Source organism: Megasphaera sp. MJR8396C, assembly GCF_001546855.1.
Taxonomy (GTDB): domain Bacteria; phylum Bacillota; class Negativicutes; order Veillonellales; family Megasphaeraceae; genus Megasphaera.
This window is the reverse complement of sequence record NZ_KQ958207.1, coordinates 60,470-80,868: the sequence shown is the minus strand read 5'-3', so window position 1 is coordinate 80,868 and position 20,399 is coordinate 60,470. Positions and strand designations below refer to the sequence as shown.

Annotated in this window: 19 protein-coding genes; all 19 read right to left on the bottom strand. The window is 52.3% G+C overall.

From position 1 onward, the window contains the following. Positions 1 to 21: 21 nt before the first annotated feature. The 19 genes from HMPREF3201_RS10535 to HMPREF3201_RS10445 all read right to left on the bottom strand — a co-directional run bounded on the left by HMPREF3201_RS10535 (position 22) and on the right by HMPREF3201_RS10445 (position 20,372). Positions 22 to 915, bottom strand: coding sequence for a LysR family transcriptional regulator (locus HMPREF3201_RS10535; protein ID WP_062413022.1), 894 nt, complete (start codon positions 913 to 915; stop codon positions 22 to 24). 134 nt (positions 916 to 1,049) lie between these two features. Beyond that, positions 1,050 to 1,337, bottom strand: a complete 288-nt coding sequence (locus HMPREF3201_RS10530) for a DUF1292 domain-containing protein (protein ID WP_062413021.1) — start codon at positions 1,335 to 1,337, stop codon at positions 1,050 to 1,052. Positions 1,338 to 1,348: 11 nt separating this feature from the next. Next, positions 1,349 to 1,765 carry a Holliday junction resolvase RuvX gene (ruvX, locus tag HMPREF3201_RS10525; RefSeq protein WP_044504191.1) on the bottom strand — a complete coding sequence of 139 codons (417 nt, stop codon included), beginning with the start codon at positions 1,763 to 1,765 and terminating at the stop codon, positions 1,349 to 1,351. Positions 1,766 to 1,772: 7 nt separating this feature from the next. Then, on the bottom strand, positions 1,773 to 2,033 hold the full coding sequence (locus HMPREF3201_RS10520; RefSeq protein WP_044504192.1) for an IreB family regulatory phosphoprotein: 261 nt from the start codon (positions 2,031 to 2,033) through the stop codon (positions 1,773 to 1,775). A 45-nt stretch (positions 2,034 to 2,078) separates the two neighbouring features. After that, entirely contained in the window at positions 2,079 to 4,676 is a 2,598-nt protein-coding gene (gene alaS, locus HMPREF3201_RS10515) for an alanine--tRNA ligase (RefSeq protein WP_172980530.1), read from the bottom strand. Positions 4,677 to 4,835: 159 nt separating this feature from the next. Continuing rightward, positions 4,836 to 5,549, bottom strand: coding sequence for a C40 family peptidase (locus tag HMPREF3201_RS10510; RefSeq protein ID WP_227163094.1), 714 nt, complete (start codon positions 5,547 to 5,549; stop codon positions 4,836 to 4,838). 89 nt (positions 5,550 to 5,638) lie between these two features. Next, the gene (locus HMPREF3201_RS10505; protein ID WP_062413029.1) at positions 5,639 to 6,565 is read right to left on the bottom strand and encodes a glycosyltransferase family 2 protein; all 927 of its coding nucleotides are present in this window, start codon (positions 6,563 to 6,565) and stop codon (positions 5,639 to 5,641) included. 36 nt (positions 6,566 to 6,601) lie between these two features. Next, the gene (trxA, locus tag HMPREF3201_RS10500; RefSeq protein WP_062413018.1) at positions 6,602 to 6,973 is read right to left on the bottom strand and encodes a thioredoxin; all 372 of its coding nucleotides are present in this window, start codon (positions 6,971 to 6,973) and stop codon (positions 6,602 to 6,604) included. Between the two features lie 117 nt (positions 6,974 to 7,090). Continuing rightward, complete coding sequence (gene yihA / locus HMPREF3201_RS10495) at positions 7,091 to 7,732, bottom strand: ribosome biogenesis GTP-binding protein YihA/YsxC (protein WP_062413017.1); 642 nt, start codon at positions 7,730 to 7,732, stop codon at positions 7,091 to 7,093. Next, entirely contained in the window at positions 7,732 to 10,065 is a 2,334-nt protein-coding gene (gene lon / locus HMPREF3201_RS10490) for an endopeptidase La (protein ID WP_062413016.1), read from the bottom strand. Before lon ends, yihA begins: the two co-directional genes overlap by 1 nt. 72 nt (positions 10,066 to 10,137) lie before the next feature. Further along, the gene (gene clpX / locus HMPREF3201_RS10485; RefSeq protein WP_062413015.1) at positions 10,138 to 11,376 is read right to left on the bottom strand and encodes an ATP-dependent Clp protease ATP-binding subunit ClpX; all 1,239 of its coding nucleotides are present in this window, start codon (positions 11,374 to 11,376) and stop codon (positions 10,138 to 10,140) included. A 16-nt stretch (positions 11,377 to 11,392) separates the two neighbouring features. After that, positions 11,393 to 11,989 (bottom strand): ATP-dependent Clp endopeptidase proteolytic subunit ClpP, encoded by a 597-nt coding sequence (clpP, locus tag HMPREF3201_RS10480; protein ID WP_044504871.1) that lies wholly within the window; start codon positions 11,987 to 11,989, stop codon positions 11,393 to 11,395. Positions 11,990 to 12,030: 41 nt separating this feature from the next. Further along, positions 12,031 to 13,377, bottom strand: a complete 1,347-nt coding sequence (gene tig, locus HMPREF3201_RS10475; protein WP_062413014.1) for a trigger factor — start codon at positions 13,375 to 13,377, stop codon at positions 12,031 to 12,033. Between the two features lie 199 nt (positions 13,378 to 13,576). Then, positions 13,577 to 16,003: a phenylalanine--tRNA ligase subunit beta gene (pheT, locus tag HMPREF3201_RS10470; RefSeq protein ID WP_062413013.1), complete on the bottom strand. Its 2,427-nt coding sequence runs from the start codon at positions 16,001 to 16,003 to the stop codon at positions 13,577 to 13,579. 20 nt (positions 16,004 to 16,023) lie between these two features. Continuing rightward, entirely contained in the window at positions 16,024 to 17,049 is a 1,026-nt protein-coding gene (gene pheS, locus HMPREF3201_RS10465; protein ID WP_062413012.1) for a phenylalanine--tRNA ligase subunit alpha, read from the bottom strand. Positions 17,050 to 17,327: 278 nt separating this feature from the next. Next, a complete protein-coding gene (locus tag HMPREF3201_RS10460; protein WP_062413011.1) occupies positions 17,328 to 18,467 on the bottom strand; it encodes an acyl-CoA dehydrogenase family protein in 1,140 nt (379 codons plus the stop codon). A 41-nt stretch (positions 18,468 to 18,508) separates the two neighbouring features. After that, positions 18,509 to 18,952, bottom strand: coding sequence for a PaaI family thioesterase (locus tag HMPREF3201_RS10455; protein WP_062413010.1), 444 nt, complete (start codon positions 18,950 to 18,952; stop codon positions 18,509 to 18,511). Then, a complete protein-coding gene (locus tag HMPREF3201_RS10450) occupies positions 18,945 to 19,379 on the bottom strand; it encodes a PaaI family thioesterase (protein WP_062413009.1) in 435 nt (144 codons plus the stop codon). The genes HMPREF3201_RS10455 and HMPREF3201_RS10450 overlap by 8 nt, the downstream gene beginning before the upstream one ends. 414 nt (positions 19,380 to 19,793) lie before the next feature. Continuing rightward, positions 19,794 to 20,372: a porin family protein gene (locus tag HMPREF3201_RS10445; RefSeq protein ID WP_062413008.1), complete on the bottom strand. Its 579-nt coding sequence runs from the start codon at positions 20,370 to 20,372 to the stop codon at positions 19,794 to 19,796. Between the last annotated feature and the right edge of the window lie 27 nt (positions 20,373 to 20,399).

Below are 20,399 nucleotides of genomic sequence, written 5' to 3'. Positions count from 1 at the left end.
ATGACAAATATCTTTCATGGACTAGGTTTCAATGTGGTAGACGCGGCGGATATACTCGACAAATACTTGGATGGCAGCGTACTTAGGATTCTTTTTTTTGTAGACCAAATAGCATGGCAAATGGATAGGCGGATCGAGCTGAGCGTAGTTTTCGACGACGCCCATAGCCCGTAAAAATCGTTCGGGCAGCAAGGCCCCGATCTGGTTCTGCTGACAGTAATTGAGCATGGCATAGGGCGTAGAGAACCAGGCTTTCGTCTTCTGGGGCTGACAGTCCTGGGCTTCAAAATAACGGCCGATATAGGCGTTCATCTCATACTGCGGCGAATATTGCGCCAAGGGCTCTGCTGCTACGTCTTTCGCGGGAATGGAAGTACCGCTGACGTCGAGACCCGGCTTATAGTAGACGATGTTGTCGGTCCCAAAGAAAACCTTTTCGTAGTCGTCGAGGTTAAGGCTCGGCAAGTAAAACAGGGATACGATATCGAGACGGTCATCCTTCAGCCATTGGAGCATTTCCCGCACTTCGAGGTTATAGACCCGAAAGGACGCGCCGCTGTGATGATCCTGAAAGTAAGCCAGATGGCGGTTCATGTGGACGTCACCTAAGGACAGCATGATACCCACGGCCAGAGGTTGGGCCGTCGCCGCCCTTCCGGGAAGCTCACTGACGACGGCTTCGAGTTCACCGAGGATATGGCTTATCTTGGTATAAAAGTCCTTCCCTTCCGGCGTCAGGTGGCTGCCGCGGTTGGAGCGCTCGATGAGGTGGACGCCTAGGAGTTCTTCCAGCTTCTTCATTTGAGCGCTGAAGGCCGACTGAGTGATGTTAGCCGCCTTAGCAGCGGCTGTAAAGTTACCGTATTTACTGTAAATGACAAAATTCCGCAATTGCTGTATCGATGGCAATTCCATGTTACTCCCCCACTTGAAAAGGGACTTCGCATCCGGGCATCTTGCCGGGGCGCGAGTCCCTGTGTCATCCTTACTGCAATACAAAACGAGGAAACTGTCCCAAGCTTTATGCCGGGACAGTACCTACTGAATCGTTATTCCGAAAAAAGTTCATCAAAAGCGGCATTAGCTGCGTCGAATTCTTCATCCGTCGGCGCAACATAGACTTCTTCGCCGTCTTCCACATCGACGCGGGCTACGATAGCATCGCCGTCGTCGTCGGCATCGTCGTCTTCACTGTCAGGAACTTCGACGAGAAGGGCGAATACTTTGCCGTCAATGTCGATGCGCTGTACTTCCTGATAATTTACTTCATTGCCGTCGTCATCCGTTGCGGTAACGATGATAACTTCTTCCAATTCGTTGTTCATTTCTTCCGACATGATAGTCCTCCTTAGTGAGCATGAGCGTCTAAATAATTTTGTAAAATAAGGATTGCCGCCATTTTATCGACAAATTGCTTGCGCTTTTCGCGCCGCACATTTCCTTCTTTTAATACATTCTGGGCCATGATGGTCGTCAGGCGTTCATCCCAATAGACAATGTCTACGTTCGGGACGGTTTTCTGGAATCGTTGAACGAATTCTTCGATGTGTTTCATGTTATCACTGTAATCACCATTCATATGGCGTGGTTTGCCTACGACGATGCAGTGTACTTCTTTTTCTTTGATCAGTTCGTGCAGGCGGGCAAAGTCTGCTTCATCCGACTTGCGGCGAATCGTTTCTACGCCTTGGGCCGTAATCAGCAGGGCGTCGCTGCAGGCAACGCCTATCGTCTTGGAACCGACGTCGAGTCCTAAAATTCGCATATGCCTCCTATAAGTTCCGCTGTTTGACGTAGGAACGGACTAATTCTTCGATCAGTTCGTCCCGTTCAATGCGGCGGATATTGCTGCGAGCATTGTTGTGGCTCGTAATATACGTCGGATCACCGGACAGTAAGTAGCCGACGATCTGATTGATCGGGTTGTACCCTTTTTCTTCCAATGCGTGATAGACATCTTCGAGAATCATGGACGCAACGGTCTGTTCTTCGCTGCGGTTTTGCATAATCATCGTTTCGTCATTGACTGCCATATTGACTCACATCCTTTTTATTCAATTGGCATGACTGCCAAAAATTTATCCTAACAAATCACGGACGGCATCGGCGCCAGCTTTTAAGGCATCGGCCAATTTTTCCGGTTCTTTGCCGCCGGCCTGGGCCATATCGGGACGACCGCCGCCGTTCCCACCGGCTGCCTGAGCGGCTGCCTTGATGATCTTGCCGGCGTGGAGGCCGCGTTTGACATCGGCTTTAGCGACCTTGCAGACGAAGTTAACTTTATCGTCGTGGGCCATTCCCAAGAGGACGACGCCGCTGCCGACCTTATCGAGGACGGAGTCGGCCAAATCGCGGAGGTTGTCCATGGAATCGGCCTGGGCTACAGCCGTGATGACCGAGACCCCGCCGATATCTTCCTTACCGGCTAAGATGCTGTCCATATCGGACATGGCGGCTTCTTTCTTGAGCTGAGCCAGTTCTTTTTCCATGCCTTTGGCCTGAGCCAGGAGGGCTTCTAATTTAGCCGTCGTATCGCCGACTTTGGCTTTGAGCAGGTCGGCCAGTTGCTGGAGTTCACGGGATTCTGCTTTAGCTACTGCCAGGGCTGCTTCGCCGGTGACGGCTTCGATGCGGCGGACGCCGGATCCAGTCCCGGATTCACCAGTAATGCGGAAGGAGCCGATGACCGACGTGTTGTCGACGTGGGAGCCGCCGCAGAGTTCGCAGCTGAAGTCATCGACGGAGACGACGCGGACGACGTCGCCGTATTTTTCACCGAATAAGGCCATGGCGCCCTTTTCTTTGGCGTCATCGATAGGCATTTCTTCGATGGTTACAGGTATATTCTTAAGAATTTCTTCGTTGACCAGGTTTTCGATAGCATCGAGTTCGGCCTGGGTCACGGGCGAGAAATGGGTAAAGTCAAAGCGCAGGTGGTCCGGCGTGACTAAGGAGCCAGCCTGGTTGACGTGATTGCCCAAAATCTTGCGCAGGGCGGCCTGCAGGAGATGGGTTGCTGTGTGGTTACGGGCCAGGTTCAGATGGCGTGTCTGATGGACTGTAACGTCGACAGTATCGCCTGTCTGAAGTGTCCCTTCATCGACGGTGGCGATGAGGTATACTAAGCCATTCGGAAGTGCTTTGGCATCGGTAACCTGAACCTTCCCTTTTTCGCCGGCCAGAACACCCGTATCGCTGAGCTGGCCGCCGCCTTCGGCGTGGAAGGGGTTGTTGTCAACGATAATCGTCACTTCTTCCCCAGCCTGGGCTGCATCGACTTCGACGCCGCCTTTACCGATCATGACGATAGAGGCTTTGGTGGCCGACGGGTCGTTGATCAGTTTCGACTGGTCAAGTTTGGTCGTGTCCGGCGTAGCTACTTTGGCTGATACGTCGGCACGGGCAGCGCGGGCCCGTTCCTGCTGTTCCTTCATGGCTGCTTCAAAACCATCGGTATCGATGGTCATGCCATTTTCACCAGCGATTTCTTCGGTCAGTTCCATGGGGAAGCCATACGTATCATAGAGTTTGAATACGTTATCGCCGGAGAGGACTTTATTGTCGCTCTGGCTCATCATGTCGTTCAAGAGTTCCATGCCCTGAGCCAGGGTAGCACTGAATTGTTTTTCTTCCGTATCGATGATCTGTTTGATCAGTTCCTGACGTTCCCGCAATTCCGGATATTCATCGCCGAGGATATCCATGACTGTATCGACGAGGCTGCCGAGGAACATGTCGCGGATGCCCAAGAGGCGGCCGAAACGGACGGCACGGCGCAGGATACGGCGCAGGACGTAACCCCGGCCTTCGTTAGACGGCAGGATGCCGTCGGAGATCATGACCGTAATGGCCCGAATATGGTCGGCAATGACCTTCATGGCGATCTTCTGCTGCGGATCGCTGTAATCGCCGTGGCTGATGGCAATGACCTTTTCGATAATCGGGAAGATCAGGTCTGTTTCAAAGTTCGATTCCTTCTGCTGAATGACCGAAGCCAGTCGTTCGAGGCCGCAGCCGGTATCGATGTTTTTCTTTTCGAGGGGTTCGTATTTTCCGTCTTTCGTCCGGTTGAACTGGGTGAAAACGAGGTTCCAAATTTCCAGGTAACGGTCGCAGTCACAGCCGACGTTGCACGTAGGCTGGCCACAGCCGCGTTCAGGGCCGAGGTCGTAGAAGATTTCGCTGTCCGGACCGCAAGGGCCTTCGCCGATTTCCCAGAAGTTATCGTCGAATTTGAAGATTCTTTCGTCGGCAAGACCGATCATATTATGCCAGTAATCATAGGCTTCTTTATCATCGGGATAAATGGTAACGTATAATTTGCTCTTGTCCAGTTCGAGTACTTCTGTCAAAAATTCCCAAGCCCAGGAAATGGCTTCCTTCTTGAAATAGTTGCCGAAAGAGAAGTTGCCGAGCATTTCAAAGAACGTATGGTGACGGGCCGTGCGGCCTACGTTGTCGATGTCCCCGGTACGGATGCACTTCTGGCTCGTCGTGACCCGGTACGACGGCGGGACGAGCTTGCCCGTAAAGTACGGCTTGAGCGGGGCCATGCCGGCGCCGATGAGGAGCAGGCTGGGGTCGTTTTCCGGAATGAGGGGAAAACTGTGCAGGATCAGATGTTCCTTGCTCTTAAAAAATTGTAAATAGGCCTTACGGATTTCATTACCCGTCATGTACTTCATAGTAATAAACACTCCCTCTACATATCTTTCTATATGGGAAAATTATACGCTCATTTCCCCCGGTTCGGCAACCTTTTTTGACGATAAAAAATCGGAAGGACTGCCGTATAAGGAATGGCTAGAGACGACTTGTTCCCTAGCCATTACATCTTATTTTCGAACCCTGGTAGCGCCGACGTAACGCGACGACCAGTAGCCGCTGTCTAAACTGTCTACGCGGATACCGCCGCTGCTGGTAGCGCTGATGAAGTTGTTGTCACCGACATAGATACCGGTATGAGACACGCCCGGTTCATAGGTCGTAAAGAATACTAAATCGCCCGGCATGAGGTCCGTGCGGCGAACCCGCTGGCCGACTTCGTACTGTTGATCCGCCATACGCGGAAGTTCGATGCCGTTATGGGAAAAGACATACTTGGTAAATCCCGAGCAGTCAAAGCCATCGGGCGTATTCCCGCCAAATACATAGGGAACGCCCAGGTACTGATACGCTGAGTTGACCAATTGATTGCCAAAGGCATCACCGCCGCCAAAGTGCTTATATTTCGATACGGCCTGGTCGTTGACCTTGATATCTTGTGCTTTCTTAGCGACTGGGGGATTATTCTTGGGTGGATTCGCAGGTAACATGGAGCGACTGCCCGTCAGGAGATAATAAGTCCAACCGCCAACGGTACCGCTGACCTGGATTTTCTTATCTTTCTGATATTTCGACACGGCCTGTGCCGTTTCTTTCGTGTATACTCCGTTGACATTGACTTTGTAGCCCTTGCTGCGCAGCCCTTGCTGAACAGAACGGACTTCATCGCCGCGGCTGCCGACGGTTAAGGTCGACGCAGCCAGTGCCGGTACAGCAGTACACATGAAAATGGCAGTCAATATCCAAACTTTACTGTTTTTTCTCCACATAAAAACTCCTCTCTGTCTCGAAGTCCATACAACGCAATAGGCATTTATGGTTCTTTTCGCTGGCCCAGTTCGGCACGCAGCCAATACAGGGGCCTGTGTTTTACCTCTTCAAAGATACGTCCTATATACTCTCCGATGACACCGATAAAAATGAGCTGAATACCGCTGAACAGGCACTGGACGATCATCATCGTCGTCCATCCCGGTACCACTTTGCCCACTAAATTACTGTAAACGACATGCAGGATCAGCAGTAAACTTAAAATCCCGCTTAATATGCCGATGTAAAAGGAAACCCGTAAGGGTATTTTTGAATAAGCCATGATTCCATCTAAGGCAAAATGGAGCATTTTGCGCATGGAAAATTTTGAACTGCCGGCGTAGCGTTTAGGGGCTACGAAACGAACGAAGGTCTGTGTATAGCCGATATCCCCGATCAGGCCGCGAATGAAACGGTCGTGTTCGCGAAATTGTTTAAACGTTTCCAAAACCTTTTTGTCAATGAGGCGGAAATCAGAGCCGCCGGGCGTGATGTGAACCGGTGACACGGCATTCAAGACGCGATAGTACCATTTGGACGTCAGTTTCTTTACAAAACCTGCGTCGTCGGTCGCTTCGCGAATCGTCTGCACGACGTCACTGCCGTCACGCCATTTCTGAACCAGGTCGGGAATCATTTCCGGCGGATGCTGCAAATCACCGTCCATGGTGATAATCGCATCGCCGCGGGCATGGTCCATTCCACAGGTAATGGCCAGTTGATGCCCGAAATTGCGAGCCAGGATAAAGGCCCGGACGTGTTCGTCCTCTTGGGCCAGCCGACTGAGAATAAGGGGCGTAGCATCCTTAGAACCGTCGTCTACGAAGATTATTTCATAATCCATATCGAGTGTCGCTGCGGCTTTCGTCGCCTCCATATAGAATTTCTCAATATTCGGCTGTTCATTATATACGGGAACGACAATCGACAGTAATTGTCCTTCCGTCCCTCTTTCTTCTAAATTCAATTATATCATCCCAATATTTTTATTGTCAAAACCGGCAGCCTTGCATTCGGGTACAAGGGTTACCAAGAAGTCACTGATTTCAGCTTGTGAAGCGTAGCCAATGATTCGTTTAAGCGGTTTACCGCCTTTAAAAAACAATAGCGTCGGAACGGCCATGATTTCATACTTTTCAGCGAGTGCGCGGTGGTTGTCGACGTTGACCTTCACGACGCTGACGGCGTCGCCAAAGCGAGCGGCAGCTTGTCTGACTTCGGCATGAACCATCTTGCACGGTCCGCACCAGGGTGCCCAGAAGTCGACGACGACGATGCCCGGCTGATGAAAGACTTTTACTGAAAAATCGGAATCACTGTCAAGCGACACGATTGCCATAATTACCTAACCTCCTAACTAGCCGATAATAAATCACACTAATTATATCAAAAAACACCGCGATTTTCCAGTAAAATCGCGGTGTATCTCGTGTCAACAAGAAAAAAATATATATTTTTAAGGCAGATTCGTAAACTCCATGATCCGATGAAAGAGATTTTTAGCCAAGGGCCCGAAGCCGTCGCTTTTAAGGGACGAGTAAGCCAGGGCCGGATGGTCCGTCGGAAAGAGCTTGTTCAGCTGCGCTAAGTTGCGGTGCTTTTCATTGGCCTTCAATTTATCGGCCTTGGTCCCGACGATCTGCAAAGGTACGCCGCTGGAGGCCAGCCATTCATAGGCTTCGCGGTCGATGGCAAGACCGGGATGACGCAGGTCGACGAGGAGGCACAAGACGCAGAGGTTTTCAGAGGCCGTGACGTATTCACTGATGAAAGCACTCCAGCGGTCGCGGTTCTTGCCGCCGGTCTTGGCAAAGCCGTAACCCGGCAGATCGACCAGGAAAAAGGGAAGGCGCCGCTCCCCTTCTTCTTCATCGCGACGCCGCAGGGCGGCCTTGAAATAGTTGATGGTCTGGGTCTTCCCCGGCGCGCCGCTGACCCTGGCCAGGCCGCGGTGGCGGCAGAGGGAATTGATCAGGCTCGACTTGCCGACGTTAGAGCGGCCGAGAAAGGCCACTTCCGGAAGATTGTTCGTCGGATATTGATCGCGGCGGACAGCCGTTGCCGCATACTCGGCCTGAATGATGTCGAAAGAGGCCATCAGGACTTCACCAGTGCCTGAGCCAGCACTTCATCCATGTGGTGGACGAATACGAATTTGACGTCGTCCTGAACGGACTGGGGCACGTCGACCATGTCGCGGCGGTTCTGTTCCGGAAGCAGGATCTTTTTAATGCCGGCCCGGTGGGCAGCAATGACTTTTTCCTTGATGCCGCCGACGGGAAGGACTGTGCCGCGCAGGGTAATTTCACCGGTCATGGCGACGTCGTGGCGGACCGCTTTACCGGTCAGGGCCGACGTAATGGCCGTGGCCATGGTAATCCCGGCTGACGGACCATCTTTGGGGATGGCCCCTTCGGGCAAGTGGATGTGCAAATCGGTCTTGGTGTAAAAATCTTCGGCAAGGCCTAAGGCTTCGGCACGGCTGCGGATATAGGTGACGCCGGCTTCGGCCGATTCTTTCATGACGCTGCCGAGTTGTCCCGTAAGCATCAAACGGCCACGGCCTTTGACGGCCACGGCTTCTGTTTCCAGGACTTCTCCGCCGACCTGCGTCCAGGCCATGCCGGTGACGATGCCGACTTCGTCGTCTTTATGAATCGTGTCGGGCAGGAATTTTACCGGCCCTAAGAGCTTTTCTAAGTTCTTGACCGATACGCTGAGGGGCACTTCGTCATTCATGAGCAGGGATTTCCCGATGCGGCGGCAAGCCGTACCGATCATCTTTTCCAAGCGGCGGACCCCGGATTCACGGGTGTAGCCGGAGATGATACGGCGCAGGACGGCATCGGAGAATTTAGCCTGGCTGGCTTTAAGGCCGTTTTCCTTGATCTGTTTCGGTACCAGGTATTTCTTGGCAATCTGGACTTTTTCGTCTTCCGTATAGCTCGTGAAGTCGATGATTTCCATGCGGTCCATCAAGGGACGCGGAATGTTGCTGAGAACGTTGGCCGTCGTGATCCAGAAGACTTTGGACAAGTCAAAGGGCAGTTCCAGGAAATGGTCACTGAAGGTATGGTTCTGTTCCGGGTCGAGGACTTCGAGGAGCGCCGACGACGGGTCTCCCCGCATATCGGCGGTCATCTTATCGATTTCGTCGAGGAGGAAGACCGGGTTCTTGACGCCGGCCTGCTTCATGCCGCTCAAGATGCGGCCCGGCAGGGCGCCGATATAGGTCCGGCGATGGCCACGGATTTCGGCCTCATCGCGCACACCGCCTAAGGAGACGCGGACGTATTTACGGTTCATGGCTCTGGCAATGGACCGGGCGATACTGGTTTTCCCCGTTCCAGGAGGGCCAACGAAGCAAAGGATCGGTCCCTTGAGGCTATGGGTCAGTTGTTTTACCGCCAAGTATTCGATGATGCGGTCTTTGACCTTATTCAGACCGTAATGGTCTTCGTCGAGAACCTGCTGGGCTTCATTGAGGTCCAGTCGGTCCTTCGTTTCTTTCTTCCAAGGAAGAGCCATGGCCAGGTCCAGATAGGTCCGGATAATCGCCGATTCGGCCATCATAGGCGGCATGGAATCGAGGCGGTCCGTTTCTTTGAGCAGGGCCTTTTCGATATCTTTATCAAGTTTCATCTTCTTGATCTTATCGCGAAGTTCCTGCACTTCCGTATCTTTATCGACCTTGTCCCCCAGTTCATCGTGGATGGCCTTTATTTTTTCGCGCAGATAGTATTCTTTCTGCTGCTGATCCATCTTACCGCGGACTTCGCGGTTTAATTTCGATTCGAGGTTAGCAATGTCGACTTCCGTATCGAGAAGCGAGCCGATGCGGCGCAGACGAGCTTCGACGTCGGTCATTTCCAGAATCTGCTGGCGGATGACCAGTTTCAAAGGAAGCTGCGACGCTGCGTAGTCGGCCAGGACGCCCGGACCTTCGATGCTCTTGGCAATTTCGCTGGCTTCTTCGCCGTCACGAAGTTTATCGAGCCAATCGAGGAGGCGTTTGAGAATGACCCGGCGCAGGGCTTCTTCTTCCGTCGCATTGCGGCTGATTTCAGCTACTTTGATGGCAGCGCCTTCGAGATAGCCGGCTTTCTGGGAAAAGCCCTGCATGCGGACACGGGAAATCCCGTTGACCAAAATGCGGACCAAGCCGCCCGGCATGCGGAGAAACTGTTCGATTTTTACGACGCAGCCAATAGTATAGACGTCGTCAAAGCCCGGATTGTCTTCGTTTTCATCGACCTGGGTAGCCACTAAGAGCTGGCGGTCATGCTCCATGGCATAGTCGACCGCTGCCAGGGACGTATCCCGGCCGATGTCGATGTGACTGACCAGATTGGGGTAGACGACAATACCGCGAAGGGGAACAAAAGGCAAAGACAGAATATCGCGTTCATCCATGACAATGTTTTCTTCCATATTTTCACCTTCTTCTATTGAAAAATAAAACTCATTTCCGGTTTAAGAAATGAGTTTTATCATACCACTATATCATTTTGCCTCTTTCAAAACGAGATCCGGCTCAGCGCCGTCCTTGACGCAGGCATCCGTTACGACGCATTTTTCAACGTCGTCGCGGCTCGGTACGTCAAACATGACATCGAGCATGATCCGTTCGATGATCGAGCGAAGTCCGCGGGCACCGGTATTGCGCCGCAGCGCTTCCTTGGCAATGGCCTGCAGAGCGTCCGGCGTAAATTCGAGATCTACGTCATCCATGGACAGCATCTTCTGATACTGTTTGACCAGGGCGTTCTTGGGCTCTGTGAGGATATGTACCATCGCTTCTTCATCAAGAGGATTGAGTGTAACTAAAACAGGCAGACGGCCGATCAATTCAGGAATGAGGCCGAACTTCTGGAGGTCCGTCGGGATGATGTCCCGCAGGAGGGATTCCATGGAATGTTCTTCCTTGGTCTGAATGTCAGCGCCAAAGCCCATATTCTTATCCGTCGTCCGGCTCAAGATGGTCTTATCGATGCCGTCAAAAGCACCGCCGCAGATAAAGAGGATGTTCGTCGTGTCGATTTGCAGCATTTCCTGATGAGGGTGCTTGCGCCCGCCCTGAGGCGGAACGCCGGCAACGGTCCCTTCGAGGATTTTCAGGAGGGCCTGCTGGACACCTTCACCGGATACGTCGCGGGTGATCGACGGGTTTTCTGATTTACGGGCAATCTTATCGATTTCGTCGATATAGATGATGCCTCGTTCGGCCTTGGCAATATCGTAGTCCGCAGCCTGAATCAGTTTGAGCAGACAGTTTTCGACGTCTTCGCCGACATAGCCGGCTTCGGTCAAGCTCGTCGCATCGGCAATGGCAAAGGGCACGTCGAGGAGTCGCGCCAGGGTCTGAGCCAACAGGGTTTTACCGCTCCCCGTAGGGCCGACCATGACGATATTTGATTTTTGGAGTTCTACGTCGCCGGAAACGGACGTCGAATTGGTCTGCAGCCGTTTGTAATGGTTGTAGACGGCAACCGAAAGGGTCTTCTTAGCGGCCTCCTGGCCGATGACGTATTCATCGAGGGTTGCCTTAATTTCATGCGGTGTCGGCAAATCCTTCAATTCGAACTCTTCTGTATCTTCCGTCTTTTCTTCTTCGATGATGTGCTGCGCTACGGCAACGCATTCATCGCAGATGTAGACGCCAGGACCGGCGATGAGTTTCTGCACTTCGTCCTGAGGACGACCGCAAAAACTGCAGCGCGGTTCATCATGCTTATCGTTCATGTATCTTCCTCCTGTCCTATTTCGTTTCATGGGTCAACGGGCGGGACAGGATTTCATCGATGAGACCGTAAGCTTTTGCATCTTCAGCCGTCAGGAAGTTGTCCCGTTCCGTATCCTTTTGGATGACGTCCACAGGCTGTCCTGTGTGTTTCGACAAGAGGCCGTTTAATTCTTCACGCATGCGCAGGATTTCGCGGGCATGGATTTCGATTTCCGTCGCCTGGCCCTGAACACCGCCCAAAGGCTGGTGAATCATGACCTGAGAATGAGGCAGGGCAAAACGCTTGCCTTTGGCGCCGGCTGTCAGGAGGACAGAGGCCATGCTGGCAGCGGAACCGACGCAGATGGTCGATACGTCCGGCTTGATGTACTGCATGGTATCATAGATAGCCATGCCGGCCGTAACGACGCCGCCGGGGCTGTTGATATATAAGTGAATATCCTTGTCAGGATTTTCGGCTTCTAAAAAGAGGAGCTGGGCGATGATGCTGTTGGCAACGGTATCATCGATAGGGCCGCCGAGAAAGACGATGCGGTCTTTTAACAGGCGGGAATAAATATCGTAACTACGTTCACCCTGCGCCGTCTGTTCAACGACGATAGGTACATACATATTTGTCAAAACAAACACCTCCGGATGACGCGTTTCCGGTATTAGTCTTCAGCCTTTGCAGGTTCTTCAGCTTTTGCTTCTTCTTTCTTATCTTCGTTGGAGTCGATAGCGTTGCTCAAGATGAAGCTGGCTGCTTTTTTACGGCCAACAGACTGTACCAGCATGGGAACGCGGTGTTCTTTCAAAATAATCTTATAAACTTCTTTCGGGTCAGCACCGAAGTTCTGAGACATGGTGATGATTTCAGCTTGGAGATCGATGTCTTTTACTTCGATGTTTTCCGCTTTCGAGATGGCTTCGAGGACGAGGTCCATCTTGACGTTTTCTTTAGCAGGTTCGGCATAGCTTTCTTTCAGCTTGTCCATATCCTGGTTCATATATTTGAGATAGTCGTCGAGGTTCATGCGCTGCGTTTCGAGCTTAACCGACAGTTCTTCGATCATCTGATCGATTTTGTCGTCGACCATGACCTGCGGGATATCTACTTCAGCGTTGTTGACGACGGTCTGCAAGACTTCGGCATTGAATTTTTCCAAAGCCTGGTAGGATGCCTTCGATTCAAGGCGTTTGCGGATGTCGGCTTTGAGGTCGTCGACACTTTCAAATTTGCCGGCTTCTTTGGCAAATTCGTCATCGATGGCCGGGAGTTCGCTGCGTTTTACGTCGTTGACTTTAACGGCGAAGACGGCTTCTTTACCAGCCAGGGATTTTTCAAAGTAATCTTCCGGGAAGGTAACTTTGACGTCTTTTTCATCGCCGGCTTTGCTGCCGATGAGCTGATCTTCAAAGCCCGGAATGAAGCTGCCGGAGCCGATCTGGAGCGGATAGGACTTGCCTTCGCCGCCTTCGAATGCGACGCCGTCGACGGTGCCTTTGAAGTCGATGACAGCAAAGTCATCTTTTGCGATTTCCGTGCCTTCCGGAGCTACGACCAGTTTAGCGTGCTGTTTCTGGAGGTTAGCCAGTTCTTTGGCAACGTCTTCGTCGCTTACTTCTGCTTTATCTTTGGCAACTGCAATGCCTTTATATTCGCCGAGTTTGACTTCCGGTTTCTTGGTGACCGTAGCTTCAAAGACGACGTCTTTTCCGTTTTCGTCAGAGATAACGTTCAATTCCGGTTCCGTTACGGGAACGATGCCTTCCTGATCGAGGGCGTCGCCGTACGCTTTATTGGCAATAGCTTCAAAAATTTCCTGTTTGACAGCGTCTTTGCCTAAGAAGCTTTCCAGTACCATGCGCGGTGCCTTGCCTTTACGGAAGCCCGGGATATTGACGCGGCTTGCCAAGTTTTTGCAAGCGGCTGCGGCCTGTTTGGAAGCGTCTTTCGCAGGCACTTCGATGCGCAGGGTCACTTTGTGCTGGTCTACTTCGTTTACTGTTACGTTCATTCTAAGTATGTCCTCCTTATGGGCCGGTACAGCCCTAAATATCTCTAAAATACCATATTACGCTCTACATCATAACACAACTTTACTTTTTTTACAATATATGAGAATAAAGGACGCCTGGTGCAGCGTCCTTTATTCCCCAGTTTTCTATTCCGACGGCCGTTATCGTACTCTGAAGGCCACGGCATCTTTATTCACATCAGCGCAGCTGGCAGCCGAACTTTTCTTCGAGGTCTTTTACGATGGCATTGACCGGTTCAGTGATATCGGCGTCGGTCAAGGTTCCTTCTTCGGAACGGAATACCAAAGAGTAAGCCAGGCTCTTATAGCCTTCGGGAACCTGTTTACCCGTGTACATATCGAAGAGGCGGACGGCTTCCAGGTGTTCGCCGCCGTCTTCTTTGATGATGCGGACGATGTCGGCGTTAGCCGTTTCTACCGGTGCCAGGAAGGCCAGGTCGCGACTCGAAGCCGGGAATTTGGCTACCTTGTGGTAATCGGGCAGGAGGCTGACATAGGGCATGATTGCATCCAGGTGCATTTCAAAGAGGTAGACCGGACCTGCGACGTCGTAGTTGTCGAGGGCCTTGGGATGGAGTTCGCCGAAGTCGCAGAGAACCTTGCCGTCTTTGACGTAGCGGGCAGCTTTGCCCGGATGGAGGGGTGCGAAGTCGGATACTTCGAGGTCGGCCTGAACGCCAAGACCTTCGAGAACGGCTTCGACCATGCCTTTTACGTCATAGAAGTCGTAGTTTTCAGCCTTGCCGGGCCAGGAGTTATCCGTCCGCTGGCCGTAAAGAAGGCCGGTAACGCAGTCTTCCTGTTCCGGAAGTTCCGTAAGCGGCAGCTGTTTCGGACGGTAGACCGGGGCGATTTCATAGATGCCGACGGTGGCGTTCTTAACAGCCTGGTTGCGGACCAATACATCCATCAGGGTCGGGATGAGGGTCGTCCGCATGAGGGGGAAATCTTCCGTAATCGGGTTGAGGATGGGAACGGCCTTGTAGACAGGATCGCTTTCGGTAAAGAGCAGCTTCTGGAGCTGGTCGGGATGCATGAAGCTGAAGGTGACCGTTTCATTGAGGCCGGCCCGGCTGAGGATCGTCGAAATCCGTTCATTGACTTCGTGGCGGAAGCCCGTTTCCCCTTTCGAAATCGGGGCTGCCGGACGGGTGGACGGAATGTTTTCATAGCCGTAGATACGAGCTACTTCTTCAGCGATATCGGACATTTCCGTGCAGTCGCCGCGATAGCTGGGAACGACAGCCGTAAGATTGGTTCCGTCTTTTTCGATGCCAAACTGGAGGCGTTCCAGTAAGTCGATCATGTCAGCTTCGGGGATATCCGTGCCCAAGAAGGCGTTGATCCGATCGGCCGAGAAAGCGATGCGGCGGACGGCGGGTTTATTCGGATAGACGTCGACGATGCCGCGGGCTACGTCGCAGGCACCCATTTCCTGGAGGAGCTGAGCGCATCGGTTGATGGAGGCGATGCAGCTATCCGAGTCGAGGCCTCGTTCAAAGCGACCCGAAGCTTCGGAACGAAGGCCAAGCATCCGTCCCGTATGGCGGATATTGGAACCTTTGAAGGAAGCGCATTCGAGGATGACCGACGTCGTTTCTTTCGTGACTTCGGAATCGAGGCCGCCCATGATGCCGGCGATGCAGCAGGCTTTTTCCGGGTCGGCAATGACCAGCATGTTGTCGGTCAAGGTACGGTCCGTGTCGTCGAGGGTCTTCATAGCTTCCCCATCTTTGGCGCGGCGAGCAATGAGATGGTGGTCGGAAACTTTGTCGTAGTCATAAGCATGGAGAGGAATCCCCAATTCGATCATGGTGTAGTTCGTCGCATCGACGACGTTATTGATGGGGCGAACGCCGTATTTACGCAGGCGCTGCTGCATCCACAAGGGCGAATTGCCGATTTTGACGTTCAGCAGGAGACGCGCCGTATAGCGGCTGCACAATTCTTCGTCATCGATGGAGACTTTGACTTTGCCGTCGATGGGCGTATCGCATTCGACGACGGAAATGTCCGGATAGCGGGCTTCTTTTCCGCTGAGGGCGGCAAATTCACGGGACAGGCCGACCATGGAGAAGCAGTCGGCGCGGTTGGCCGTCAATTCATATTCATAGACGACGTCGCGGACCTGCATGTATTCGGCAGCGTCGACGCCAAGGGGCGTATCGCTGGGCAGGATCCAAATGCCTTCTTTTTCTTCCGGCAGGAGCAGGCTGTCATCGAAACCGAATTCGTGAGCCGAGCAGAACATGCCGTTGGACAGGACGCCGCGCAGCTTCGAGCGCTTGATTTTGGTGCCTCCCGGCAGATGAGCGCCGTGAACGGCGACGGGAACGATCTGGCCGACGCGGACGTTGGTCGCAGCCGTAACGATCTGGAGTTGTTCATCCCCCATGTCGACCTGGCAGACGACGAGTTTATCGGCGTCCGGATGGCGGTCGATCTGAAGGATCTTGCCGGTCATTACTTTTTTGACGTCCCGTCCCCAATATTCAACTTGTTCGACAGGAATGCCGGCCATCGTCAATTTATCTGCAAAAGCCTGCGGGTCTTGATTCATATCGACGTCGACATACTCTTGCATCCATGTTAAAGAGCTTTTCATTATCTTTTTCCCTCCCGAAATTAGAACTGGTTCAAGAACCGCATATCGTTTTCATAGAACAGACGCAGGTCGTCGATGCCGTACTTCAGCATGGCGATACGTTCGACGCCCATGCCGAAAGCAAAGCCGGTAACGACGTCCGGATCATAGCCGTTCAGCCGCAGGACGTTGGGGTTTACCATGCCGCAGCCGAGGATTTCCAACCAGCCCGTATGGGAGCAGACGCGGCAGCCTTCGCCGCCGCACATGACGCAGGAAATGTCGACTTCGGCACTCGGTTCTGTAAAGGGGAAGTAGCTGGCCCGGAAGCGGACTTTCGTATCTTCGCCGAAGATGTCGCGAAGGAAGTCTTCGAGCATGCCCTTGAGGTCGGAGAAGCGAATGTTCTTATCGATGATCATGCCTTCCATCTGATGGAAGACCGGCGAATGGGTCGCATCGTAGTCGCAGCGATATACCTTGCCGGGAGCAATGATCTTAAAGGGTTCGTTTGGCTTATGGGATTGGAGGGTCCGGGCCTGCATCCCTGATGTATGGGTCCTGAGGAGGATGTTGTCGGTGATGTACATCGAGTCCTGCATGTCTCGTGCCGGGTGGTCTTCCGGCAGATTGAGGCACTGGAAGTTGTAGTAGTCCGATTCGATATCGGTCCCTTCGACGATGGAAAAGCCCATGCGCAGGAAGGAGTCTTCCATGAGGCGCAGGGTCTGATGGAGGGGATGTTCGTGACCCGTAGCCGGTTTACGGCCCGGCAGGGTGATGTCGATTTTTTCTGATTCGATTTTCGCTGCCAATTCTTTGGCTTTGACTTCTTCCAATTTAGCCGTTAACTGTTCTTCAATGGCATTGCGTGCCGTATTGACTAACTGGCCGATTTTTGGCCGATCTTCCTTGGAAAAGTTTTTCATTTCCTTCATGATTGCCGTCAGTTCCCCTTTTTTCCCCAGGAACTTGACGCGGATATCTTGGATATCCTGCAAATGTTCGCTCTTGGCGAGTTCTTCCATTACGGCCGTTTTAATAGCCTCAATCTTCTCATTGATCATGGTTTTCCTCCTACTGGCAAGGTACATAAAAAATAGACTCCCGCCCCCTAAGGGGCGAAAGTCTTATCCGCGGTACCACCCTACTTGATTCTCTCATATCCTGTAACGGGAACACCCGTCCTGCCTACTCCGTTCAGCAGGAGACTCTAAAGTGAACGCATGAAGCTTCCGTTACCGGGTTCTCAATCCATGACCCGGATTTCCTGTAAACGGAAGTGCCTTCATGCCCTCTTTATCATCGTCATAATAAACCGCTATTCAATTCACGATACATTGTATCAGTAAAGTGTCTTATTGGCAATAACTAACCGCTGAATCTGGTTGGTGCCTTCATAGATCTGCATGATCTTGGCATCGCGCATGTATTTTTCAACGGGGTATTCCTTGATGTAGCCGTAGCCGCCCATGACCTGAACAGCATCGGTCGTAACCTGCATAGCGACGTCGGAAGCGTTGCACTTAGCAATCGCAGCTTCGCGGCTGAAGTCCATGCCCTGATCCTTCATCCAGCAAGCGCGGTGGACGAGGAGACGAGCGCCTTCGACCTTCATGGCCATATCGGCGATCATAGCCTGGACCATCTGGAAGGACGCAATCGGTTTGCCGAACTGTACGCGGACTTTCGCGTATTCACAGCAAGCCCGGAAGGCTGCTTCAGCGATACCGACGGAAACGGCACCGACGAAGGGACGAGCTGCGTCAAGGGTTGCCATGGCGATGCGGAAACCGCTGCCTTCACGGCCTAAGCGGTCTTCAACAGGAACGAAGCAGTTGTCAAAAATGAGTTCCGTCGTGTTGGATGCACGGATGCCCATTTTATTTTCTTCTTTGCCGATTGTAAAGCCCGGCGTGCCCTTGCGGACGATGAACGGCGTAAGGCCGCGGATACCACCGGTTTTGCGGGTATTGGCAAAGACGACAAAGATTTCGGCCAGGCCGCCGTTGGTAATGAAGCACTTAGTACCGTTCAAGAGATAGCCTTTGCCGTCTTCCGTCTTGGTAGCCCGTGTCGATACGGAACCTGCATCGGAACCGGTTCCCGGTTCGGTCAGGGCAAACGCAGCCAGGTTATCTTCATTGATGACGTCAAAATAGCGTTTCTTCTGGTCGTCGTTACCGGCCAAGATAACCGGGTACGAAGCCAGCGCATTGGCAGCTACCGTCGTAGCGACGCCGCCGCAGCCTTTAGCTAATTCTTCATAAACACCAGCAATGGTAATCGCATCCAGTCCGGCTCCGCCAAATTCTTCCGGAATAGCGACGCCCAATAGCCCCTGTGCTGCCAATTTGTCCAACAGCCCTTCATGGAGTTTTCCCGTTTCATCCATTTCTGCAGCGTAGGGGACGATTTCTTTTTGCACCAAGTCGCGGACGACTTTGATGATATCTTTCTGTTCGTCGTTATAAGCAAAATCCATCTTGTACTAACCAACCTTCCCTGTAATACGTGAATATCATATTAATCGATTTTTTTTAAAATGTAAAAGGACGACCGCCCTTTCACGACAACATTACCGTCGGTATCGCGGCATTCGCATTCGACGACAATCGTATTCCTGCCTTGATGGAGAACCTGTCCGATACCAGTAACGTGCTCGCCGCTGTTGACACTGCGGACGTAATTCATATTGATTTCCAGGGTCGTTACCCGAAAACCCATCGTCCGGCAGGCCATACCCATGAGGGTATCACAGAAGGCTGCCAGGACACCGCCTGAAGCAATATTGCGATAATTACAAATATGGCGGCTAATGTCAAAGCCGACGCGGACGCGGCCGACAGCTACCGTTTCGATCGTGCAGGGCATGCTCTTGAAATACGGCGTTTTGGCATAAATGCCTTCGATGATGGCATGCATCCTGGCAGAGTTAGACAAACTGCTGCCACTATGAGGTTCATCCATTGGCCGCACCTCCTTGTTCATCACCGCTGTAAGGCCCGGTTACGAAGAAGGTTCCCTTGCCGTGCGCCAAATAGCGATTGTCATCATCGTAAAAATCACAAAGAGCGACCATCGTCGTACGGCCGTTGTGAATGATTTTTGCTTCGGCACGGATGATCGTGTCGGCAAAGGCCGGGCGCAAATAATTCATGCCCAAATCCAGGGTCAGGACCGCCTTGCCGTGAACGGCACAGGCAGCTTCCATCGCCGAATCAGCCATAGAATACAGCACGCCACCGTACATCGTACCATTGGGATTGTCCCATTTTGAGCCCTTATTCTCAAAGGTGAGAACAGTACACTCCTGTTCAGCCTTGGCAACATGGAACTGCATAAAGGTGTCAAAGGGATTTCTGTTGATCTCATGCTCTAACCACTCGCGATCCATTATGACTCCACTCCTTAGGCTAATACATAAATCCCTTATATTTTACTATACGAATAATCATCCGTCAAACAAAAAACGACTATTTATGCCGCTTAAAGCGTAATTTAATATAGGGAAAAAATAAGGCCCCGCATAGCGGCACGAGCCTTTATGCGAGACCTTATCATTGTGACATGCCTGACCTGGTCTTTACCCCCACACTCGCCTGCTGGGACCCTTGCTCATAGACTGTTGTCCCCCACTAATAATCCTCTCGCGTTTTATGACGCGGCAGGGCTTACTTCTAGGCCGCACTATGATCAGTACCGCTTTGGGCACCTTACGTGGATCGCTTCGTCTGCGACTGACATCGACTTTCAACCACAGCACATGTCATTGATACATTATACGGGACAGGCTGACAAATTGTCAACGTTAGAACTTATAGCCCATACCGACCTGCCAGCCGCGGACGTCGTCATCGTAGTTGTCGACATCGATGCTGCTGCGGCGATATTTGAGATGAGCGTCCCACTGCGGCGTAATGTCGTAGCCGACGCCGATTTCGTAGGTATTGGCGTCATCACCGACACCGATGGACGCAAAGCCCTGCCAGCGTTCAGTAATGGGGACCTGACCGCGGACGCCGACCTGGTAGCCGTAGGATTTTTTCGAATCATACGTGTCGGTCTTGATGTAAGAAGCACCGGCATAGGCCGAAAGGTATTCCGTCAGGCGATAGTTGCCGACGAGATAGTTTTCGTTGATCTTGTGGGAATCATTGCCTTTCGTATAATTGTTGATGTACTCGAGGTTCCAACGATCGTTGATGACGTAAGTGACGTCGCCGCCGGTAAAGCGGCTCTTAGCGTCGCCGTGACCTTCTTTTTGGTCAAATCCATAGTTGATGTTGGCTTTCAAATCACCGGGCTGCTCGTTTTTGATAGGGGCTGCCCACGCTGCGGTCGTAATGGCAAATGCTGCCAATGTCGCCGTTAAAATAAGTTTTTTCATGACATGACACCTCCAAATAGAATACAA

What these genes read in the sequence shown, in the direction of transcription:
- HMPREF3201_RS10520 (WP_044504192.1), bottom strand. Translation starts at nt 2,033, where the DNA reads ATGGCAGTCAATGACGAAACGATGATTATGCAAAACCGCAGCGAAGAA.
- pheS (WP_062413012.1), bottom strand. Translation starts at nt 17,049, where the DNA reads ATGATCAATGAGAAGATTGAGGCTATTAAAACGGCCGTAATGGAAGAA.
- HMPREF3201_RS10460 (WP_062413011.1), bottom strand. Translation starts at nt 18,467, where the DNA reads ATGGATTTTGCTTATAACGACGAACAGAAAGATATCATCAAAGTCGTC.
- trxA (WP_062413018.1), bottom strand. Translation starts at nt 6,973, where the DNA reads ATGGCAATCGTGTCGCTTGACAGTGATTCCGATTTTTCAGTAAAAGTC.
- HMPREF3201_RS10510 (WP_227163094.1), bottom strand. Translation starts at nt 5,549, where the DNA reads ATGTGTACTGCTGTACCGGCACTGGCTGCGTCGACCTTAACCGTCGGC.
- HMPREF3201_RS10530 (WP_062413021.1), bottom strand. Translation starts at nt 1,337, where the DNA reads ATGTCGGAAGAAATGAACAACGAATTGGAAGAAGTTATCATCGTTACC.
- HMPREF3201_RS10535 (WP_062413022.1), bottom strand. Translation starts at nt 915, where the DNA reads ATGGAATTGCCATCGATACAGCAATTGCGGAATTTTGTCATTTACAGT.
- pheT (WP_062413013.1), bottom strand. Translation starts at nt 16,003, where the DNA reads ATGAAAAGCTCTTTAACATGGATGCAAGAGTATGTCGACGTCGATATG.
- alaS (WP_172980530.1), bottom strand. Translation starts at nt 4,676, where the DNA reads ATGACGGGTAATGAAATCCGTAAGGCCTATTTACAATTTTTTAAGAGC.
- HMPREF3201_RS10445 (WP_062413008.1), bottom strand. Translation starts at nt 20,372, where the DNA reads ATGAAAAAACTTATTTTAACGGCGACATTGGCAGCATTTGCCATTACG.
- lon (WP_062413016.1), bottom strand. Translation starts at nt 10,065, where the DNA reads ATGGAAGAAAACATTGTCATGGATGAACGCGATATTCTGTCTTTGCCT.
- HMPREF3201_RS10455 (WP_062413010.1), bottom strand. Translation starts at nt 18,952, where the DNA reads ATGGATGAACCTCATAGTGGCAGCAGTTTGTCTAACTCTGCCAGGATG.
- ruvX (WP_044504191.1), bottom strand. Translation starts at nt 1,765, where the DNA reads ATGCGAATTTTAGGACTCGACGTCGGTTCCAAGACGATAGGCGTTGCC.
- clpX (WP_062413015.1), bottom strand. Translation starts at nt 11,376, where the DNA reads ATGAACGATAAGCATGATGAACCGCGCTGCAGTTTTTGCGGTCGTCCT.
- clpP (WP_044504871.1), bottom strand. Translation starts at nt 11,989, where the DNA reads ATGTATGTACCTATCGTCGTTGAACAGACGGCGCAGGGTGAACGTAGT.
- HMPREF3201_RS10450 (WP_062413009.1), bottom strand. Translation starts at nt 19,379, where the DNA reads ATGGATCGCGAGTGGTTAGAGCATGAGATCAACAGAAATCCCTTTGAC.
- tig (WP_062413014.1), bottom strand. Translation starts at nt 13,377, where the DNA reads ATGAACGTAACAGTAAACGAAGTAGACCAGCACAAAGTGACCCTGCGC.
- yihA (WP_062413017.1), bottom strand. Translation starts at nt 7,732, where the DNA reads ATGGCCTCTTTCGACATCATTCAGGCCGAGTATGCGGCAACGGCTGTC.